This is a genomic window from Pinisolibacter sp. (assembly GCF_036782435.1).
GTDB lineage: Bacteria > Pseudomonadota > Alphaproteobacteria > Rhizobiales > Ancalomicrobiaceae > CALBKH01.
Genome location: NZ_DAIPZB010000088.1, coordinates 1 through 7,756, shown reverse-complemented (window position 1 = coordinate 7,756; position 7,756 = coordinate 1). Strand labels below are relative to the sequence as shown.

Genomic DNA, 7,756 nt, shown 5'->3' with positions numbered 1-7,756 from the left:
GCCGTATCGGCCTTTCGCGGATCCTCTACGGCTACAGGCCCTCGTCAGAAGACGCTGAACCGAGCTTCGAACGACGAGCCCTCCTGCAATTCTCAGTCGTGCTCGAATCGGGGCAACGGGTGACCGTGTCGTTCCGTCTGCCGCCCCCGGTCTGACGCCGCCTCGCGCTCGAGAGCCGACCGCCCGGGGCCACGCGTCGGATTCGTCGGAGGGCGGCGCGGTGTGCCGCAAAGCCGGGATCAGCGACGCGACTCGTCTCACGCGTGGCGGAAGACGTACGCCGGCTCGGTGCCGCCGGAGATGAAGCGGCTGCGGCTGCTCGAGGGAGAGAACTCGAGGTTTAAGAAGCTCGTCGCCGACCCCTCCCTGGACGAGGCGGTGTTGTGAGGCACGTGCTCGACCGAAAGCTGTGAAGCCTGTGCGGCGGCGCGAACGTGTCGACCACGCCCTCGCCACTCGGAAGGTCGCGACGCGTCGGGCCTGCGGTGTGCTTCGGACGGATCGATCGGCCCACCTCTGGAGGAGCCGGCGCCGCTCGCAGGCCGCACTCGTCCGAGGGATCAGGGAGAACGCCGAGACCAGGGTTCGGTACCGCTATCGAAGGAACCACGTTCTCCTCCGACGTGAGAGCTGGGCCCGGAGGGGGCAAGATCGGTCCGCCTCTGGCGAAGGTCTATGACTTTCCGGCGGTTGCCCGATCGCCGGGTCGGCGCTAAAAATACCCGGCGTCGAAGCCGATGGCTGCGTCGAAGCCGATAGCTACTGACAGCGGGGATGCGCGCTCGATGCGGTGTTGTTCCTGCGCCCTCTGTCATCGTGTTGACGGAAGCGGTTGATTGCTCTCCGTCGACCAGATGTTTCTGTTCGGCCTTCTTGCGGTTTTTGAGAAGTCGCCATGGGTAAACGGATACTCCTGCTCCAAGGGCCGGTCGGAGGTTTCTTCCGATTCCTTCAGAGGCACCTTGAGGAGGCCGGATTCGACGTGCGTCGCCTCGTCTTCAACGGTGGGGACATTCTCTTCGCGGTGGGAAAATCGTTCGAGGTCGTTCGACCCCGCGAGGAGAGCTACGAAGAGGCGATCACGGCGATCATCCATGGCTGGCCGGCCGATGCCGTGGTCCTCTTCGGCGACGAGCGCCCGATTCATCGAGCAGCCTCCGATGCGGCGCACCGTCTCGGCGTTCCGGTCTTCTGTTTCGAAGAGGGCTACATCCGGCCCGACTACGTCACCTTCGAACTCGGCGGCAACAACGCCAATTCGTTGCTCGCCGGGACCTTCGTGGCCGACGCGCCGCTCGATCCGCCGCCTCCCGCGCCGGCGCTCGAAAGCTCGACCTACGCGATGACGCGCGCCGCGATGGTCTATTTCGGGGCTCTGCGTCTCAGTCATTTCCTGTTCCCCCGTTATCGGCATCATCGCGAACGGCGCATCCGGACCGAATTCCGCTACTGGACCCGCGCGTTGTGGCGTCGCTTCGTTTCGCGGCGACACGACGCGGAGTTCTTCGCGCGGTTGAACCGGCCCGACCATCCACCCTTCTTCGTCCTCTCCCTCCAGGTTCACGACGACATGCAGTTGGTCCGCCATGGGCGGGGCTGGACGACGCGCATCTTCCTCGAACAGGCGCTCGACTCGTTCCGCCGCGCCGCCCCGGCCGATTGCCATCTGGTGGTCAAGGCCCACCCGCTCGACATCGGCTACGGCCATCACAAGAAGAACCTCCGCTATCTCGTCGAGGGGAGCGGTCTGGGGGGGCGGGTGAGCTACCTGGAAGCCGGGCCGTTCATGCCGCTCGTCCGCCATGCCCGCGGGCTCGTCACCATCAACTCGACCACCGGGATCGCCGCCCTCGGCGCCGGCATTCCGGTGTTGTCGGTCGGCGACGCCTTCTATCAGGGTGAGGGGTTGGCGTTCCGGCCCGAAACGACCGAGGAGTTCGATTCCTTCTGGGTGAACCCGCGTCCGGTCGATTCGGAGAAGACCGCTCGCTTCAAGGAGCACGTGCGCCGGCATGCTCTCGTTCCCGGCAGCTTCTATCTGCGCCACACCTGGCCTTCCCTGGGCGAAGGCGTGGTCGCGCGCCTGAGGGCGGCGCTCGGAGATCGAGAATGACACCGTCGGACGCCGGCGCGATCGGAAGCGGTGAGCCGGCCGATGTCGCTGCCCGTCGACGCGCCGGAGTTCTCGTTCATGGCGTCTGGCGACTTCGGCGCGACGTGGCGACGCTGCTCGACGTCGAGCCGGTCCGTCTGTTCCCCTGGAGCCGGACCGACGTCGATCTCGTCGTCGGCTGGGGCCATCGCCGAACCGCCGCCGGCGCCCGATCGCTGGCGCGACGCCGGGGTCTGCCCTTCGTCGCGCTCGAGGACGGCTTCCTGCGGTCGGTTCGCCCCGGCCGCGGCGAAGGCTCCATCGGCTGGATCGTCGACCGGTCCGGCATCTACTACGACGCCTCCGAATCGAGCGACCTGGAAACCGCCATCCTGCGGCGGGCGGCGCAGGCGCCGACCGACCGGGCGCGGGCCACCGCCGCCATGGCGCGGCTGCGCGAACTGCGGCTGTCGAAGTACAATCATGCGCCGATGCGGTCGCCGGCCGCGCTCGGCCTGCCGTTCGGGCGCGACGTGGTCCTCGTCGTCGACCAGACCTACGGCGACGCGTCGATCGTCGGAGCCGGCGCGAAGCCGGCCGACTTCGTCGCCATGCTCGACGCGGCGATCGCCGAAAATCCCGGTCGCACGATCGCGGTCAAGGTGCATCCCGAGGCGATCTCGGGGGCGAAACGCGGGCATCTGGTCGATGCCGCGCGGAAACGCGACGTCGTCCTCGTCGACGCCGACGTCAATCCGTGGGCGTTGATCGAGACGGCCGTCGCGGTCTACGTCGTGTCGAGCCAGTTCGGTCTCGAAGCGATGATCGCCGGCGTTCCGGTGGTCTGCTTCGGCGCCGCCGCCTATGCCGGATGGGGCCTCACCGACGATCGTTTCGCACCGATCGCCCGGCGCACCGCGACGGTTGATCGCGAAACGCTCTTCGCCGCCGCCTACTTCGACTACTGCCGCTGGCTCGATCCGTGGTTCGGCCGTCGCATCGGCTTCGAGGAGGCGGTCGAGCGGCTCGCGTTCCTGCGCGATCGGTTCCACGACGAGACCCGCTCGATCTGTGTCGGCATGACGCGTTGGAAACGCGGTGTCATCCGTCCGTTCCTCGACGGGGTCGACGGCCCGCCGCGTTTCGCTCGATCGATGGACGCCGCGGCGGCATCGGCGCGTGCCGAAACCGCTCGCATCGTCGTTTGGGGCGACGGCGAGGCGGCCGGCCGGGCGCTCGCGCCGGGTGCCGCGACGCTGGTCCGGACCGAGGACGGCTTCCTGCGCTCGGTCGGCCTCGGAGCCGCCTTCGTCTCACCCGCGTCCCTGGTCTTCGACGACGAGGGCATCTACTACGATCCCCGCCGGCCGAGCCGGTTCGAGCGATTGGCCCGCGAGACGGAGTTCGACGCCGAACTGCTGGCTCGCGCCGCGCACCTCCGGGAGGCGATCGTCACCCGGCGGCTGTCGAAGTACAACGACGCCCGAGACGAGCGGCTCGATCTGCCGACCGACCGCCTGCGTATCCTGGTGCCGGGACAGGTGGAGGACGATGCGTCCGTGCGCCTCGGCTCGCCGGCCGTGACCACCAACGTCGAGCTGCTGCGCCGTGTGCGAGCCCGTTGGCCGGACGCGTTCATCGTCTACAAGCCGCATCCCGACGTCCACGCCGGCTATCGCCGCGGCGCCGTGCCGAAAGAGGAGAGCGACCGGCTCGTCGACCGCGTCGTTTCCGACGTGTCGATGCCGTCGCTGCTCGCCGACGTCGACCGCGTCGAGACCATGACGTCGCTGACCGGCTTCGAGGCCCTGTTGCGCGGTCTGGACGTCGCCACGCATGGGCTGCCGTTCTACGCCGGCTGGGGGCTCACCGACGATGCCCTCGCCGTCACGCGCCGCGATCGGCGGCTCACGCTCGACGAACTCGTCGCCGTCGCCCTGATCCTCTACCCACGTTACGTCGATCCGGTGAGCGGCCGACCCTGCCCGGTGGAGACCATCGTCGAACGTCTCTCCGAAGGCCGCAGCGCCCCGGCCACCGCCACGGCACGTCTCGCGTCGGCGCTTCGCCACACGATCGCCCGCGCGGCGCACGGCGTCTTCTTTCCCCTCGCCCGTTTCGCCGGCCTGCGCCGCCGCTGAGGGCGGCCTCCGCCTCGGCGCGGGGTCTTACCGAGGCCATGAAGTCCCGACCTATTCGGAGCTTCATGGGCGAAGGCGAGCCCGAACGGGCGTCGGCCGGTCGGGCCGAAACTCACGAAATTCGGGCGGGTCCGAATTTCGTGAACCCGGTATCAGATGTGACCGTTGGTCCGCAGATACTCGATCACCTGATCGGCGAGAGCCTCGGCGTCGGTCGAGGTGGTGTCGAGCACCAGTTCGGCCGCCTGCGGCGCCTCGTAGGGGCTGTCGATCCCGGTGAAGTTCTTGATCTTGCCCTCGCGCGCCTTCTTGTAGAGGCCCTTGGGGTCGCGCTTCTCGGCCTCTTCGATCGGGGTCGCGACGAAGACCTCGACGAACTCGCCGGGCTCCAGGATCTCGCGCGCCAGTTGTCGCTCGGAACGGAACGGCGAGATGAAGGCGGTGAGCACGATCAGGCCTGCATCGACGAACAGCTTGGCGGCTTCGGCCACGCGCCGGATGTTCTCGACGCGGTCGGCGGCGGTGAAGCCGAGGTCCTTGTTGAGGCCGTGGCGAACGTTGTCGCCGTCGAGCACGTAGGTGTGACGGCCGGCGCCGTGCAGCTTCTTCTCGACGAGGTTGGCGATCGTCGACTTGCCGGCGCCGGACAGGCCGGTGAACCACAGGACGACGGGACGCTGGCCCTTGGCGGCGGCACGCGCCTCCTTGGTGACGTCGAGCGCCTGCCGATGGATGTTGGCGGCGCGGCGCAGTCCGAACGCGATCATGCCGGCGCCGACCGTCAGATTGCTCAGCCGGTCGATGACGATGAAGGCGCCGGTGTCGCGGGCGACGGCATAGGGGTCGAAGGCGACCGCCTCGGAGAGCGCCACGTTGACCCGGGCGACTTCGTTGAGGACGAGATGCTTGGCGGCGAGGTGACCGAACGTGTCGACGTCGATCTTGTACTTGATCTCGGTGATCTGGGCCGGAACCAGCTTGGTGCCGATCTTGATCAGATAGGGTCGCCCCGGCATCGCCGGCTCGTCGGCCATCCAGATGAGATCGGCGGCGAACTGGTCGGCGACCTCGAATCGGTCGGTCGGCGAGGACAGGACGTTGCCGCGCGAGATGTCGACCTCGTCGGCGAGCGTCAGGGTGACCGCCTCGCCGGCGTAGGCTTCGTCGAGTTCGCCGTCCCGGGTGACGATCGACTTCACCGTCGTGCTGCACCCGGACGTGGCGACGACGACCGGATCACCCGGGCGCAACGTGCCGGCGGCGATGGTCCCGGAGAAGCCGCGGAAATCGAGGTTCGGCCGGTTCACCCACTGCACCGGCATGCGGAACGGCCGATCGTAGTCGGTCTCGCCGATGGCGACGGTTTCGAGATGGTGGACCAGGGTCGGCCCCTTGTACCAGGGCATGTGGGGGCCGTGATCGAGGACGTTGTCGCCGAAGCGGGCCGACATGGGGATGGCGACCTGCGTCTCGAAGCCGAAATCGGAAGCGAAGGCGGCATGGTCGGCGACGATGCGGTGGAAGACCTCCTGGCTGTGGTCGACCAGGTCGATCTTGTTGACGGCCAGCACCACGTGGCGGATGCCGAGCAGCGACACGATGAAGGAGTGCCGGCGGGTCTGCGGCAGGACGCCGTAGCGGGCGTCGACCAGGATCACCGCGAGATCCGAGTTGGAAGCCCCGGTCGCCATGTTGCGGGTGTACTGCACGTGACCGGGGGTGTCGGCGACGATGAATTTGCGCCGATCGGTGGCGAAGAATCGATAGGCGACGTCGATGGTGATGCCCTGCTCGCGCTCGGCCTCGAGGCCGTCGACGAGGAGGGCGAAGTCGATGTCGTCACCGACGGTTCCGTGTTTGCGGCTGTCGCGCTCCAGGCTCTTCAGCTGGTCTTCGAACAGCAGCTTGGTGTCGTGGAGCAGGCGGCCGATCAGCGTCGACTTGCCGTCGTCGACCGAGCCGCAGGTGAGGAAGCGCAACAGGCTCTTCTTCTCGTGGCGGCGAGATGGTCGGTGAAGGCGGCGGGATCCAGCGGAGCTTCGGTGGACATCAGAAGTACCCGTCCTTAGAAGTACCCGTCCTTCTTCTTCTCCATCGAACCGGCCTCGTCGTGGTCGATGAAGTGGCCGGCGCGTTCGGAGGTGCGGGCGAGCAGCATCTCGCGCACGATCTCCGGCAGCGTCCTGGCGGAGCTCTCCATGGCGGCGGTCAACGGATAGCAGCCGAGCGTCCGGAAACGGATCTCACGCATCTCCGGCGTTTCGCCGGGCAGCAGCGGCAAGCGCTCGTCGTCGACCATGATCAACTGGCCGTCGCGCTCGACCACCGGTCGTACGGCGGCGAAATAGAGCGGCACGATCGGGATGTTCTCGACCAGGATGTATTGCCAGATGTCGAGCTCGGTCCAGTTCGACAGCGGGAAGGCGCGGATCGATTCCCCCGGCGCCACGCGGGCGTTGTAGAGCCGCCAGAGTTCGGGGCGCTGGTTCTTCGGGTCCCAGGTGTGGCTGGCCGTGCGGAAGGAGAAGATGCGCTCCTTGGCGCGCGATTTCTCCTCGTCGCGCCGGGCGCCGCCGAAGGCTGCGTCGAAGCCGTATCGGGTCAGCGCCTGTTTCAGCGCGTCGGTCTTCATCACGTTGGTGTAGGTCGACGAGCCGTGCGTGAACGGCGTGATCCCCTGATCGAGGCCTTCCTGATTGGAGTGGACGATGAGATCGAGCCCGAGCCGCTTCGCCGTGTCGTCGCGGAAGCGGATCATCTCGCGGAACTTCCAGGTCGTGTCGACGTGGAGCAACGGAAAGGGCGGCTTCGACGGGTGGAACGCCTTCATCGCCAGATGAAGCCTCACCGAGGAGTCCTTGCCGATCGAATAGAGCATGACCGGGTTCTTGAACTCGGCGGCGACCTCTCGAATGATGAAGATCGACTCCGCTTCCAGCCGGCGAAGACGCGTCAGGCGATCGTGTTGCAAGCCGAGTACCCCCTTGTGGCACGAGTGGCCGGTGCCCGGCTTCCGCCGGAACGGCCCGGCGACGCGCGGCCCTGAACCGCGTCCGTCTCCATCGGGCCGGACATCTCCCGGTCGTCGGTTTCCGAGTGTGACGCCATCCGCCTTTCGCCGACCGGACGTGCGACCGCCGAGAGGTGCCCGTCGGCGCGTCGGCCGGTCGTCGTCGGCGGGGCGATCCGAGCGGTGACCGGAGCCGTTCCCGCGGCCGTCGACGTCGCGTCGGTGAAACCGGGCTCGCCCCGATGGGGCGGGGCCGACGACACGGCCCGACATCCGGCGCGGCGCGCCATCCGACACGGAAGGACATCGCCGCGACCGGCGTATCGGCGGCGAACCGATGCGCTCCGCTCCGCCGACTTTCGAATGTGCTGCCCATACCGGAAATGCCGCTGTTTGCAAATCCGAAGAACCTCCGCGCGTCTCCGTCGGCGCGAGCCCGAGACCCCCTACGAAGTTCTGTTCGGCTTGACCCTGGCGCGGCTCGGCTGTTAAACGGGGCCGCCTTTCCGTAGG

General features: G+C 67.7%; 4 protein-coding genes. 2 read left to right on the top strand and 2 right to left on the bottom strand.

Annotation, left to right across the window (positions count from 1 at the left end):
- Positions 1-982 precede the first annotated feature (982 nt).
- A complete protein-coding gene (locus V7Q42_RS20940) occupies positions 983-2,113 on the top strand; it encodes a capsular polysaccharide export protein, LipB/KpsS family (RefSeq protein WP_333826212.1) in 1,131 nt (376 codons plus the stop codon).
- Positions 2,110-4,233 carry a capsular polysaccharide biosynthesis protein gene (locus tag V7Q42_RS20935; protein ID WP_333826211.1) on the top strand — a complete coding sequence of 708 codons (2,124 nt, stop codon included), beginning with the start codon at positions 2,110-2,112 and terminating at the stop codon, positions 4,231-4,233. The genes V7Q42_RS20940 and V7Q42_RS20935 overlap by 4 nt, the downstream gene beginning before the upstream one ends.
- Positions 4,234-4,385: 152 nt before the next feature.
- Here the strand turns inward: V7Q42_RS20935 and cysN are convergent, their stop codons facing one another.
- Positions 4,386-6,212, bottom strand: coding sequence for a sulfate adenylyltransferase subunit CysN (gene cysN, locus V7Q42_RS20930; protein WP_333826210.1), 1,827 nt, complete (start codon positions 6,210-6,212; stop codon positions 4,386-4,388).
- 86 nt (positions 6,213-6,298) lie between these two features.
- Entirely contained in the window at positions 6,299-7,204 is a 906-nt protein-coding gene (gene cysD, locus V7Q42_RS20925; protein WP_333826209.1) for a sulfate adenylyltransferase subunit CysD, read from the bottom strand.
- Positions 7,205-7,756: the final 552 nt, after the last annotated feature.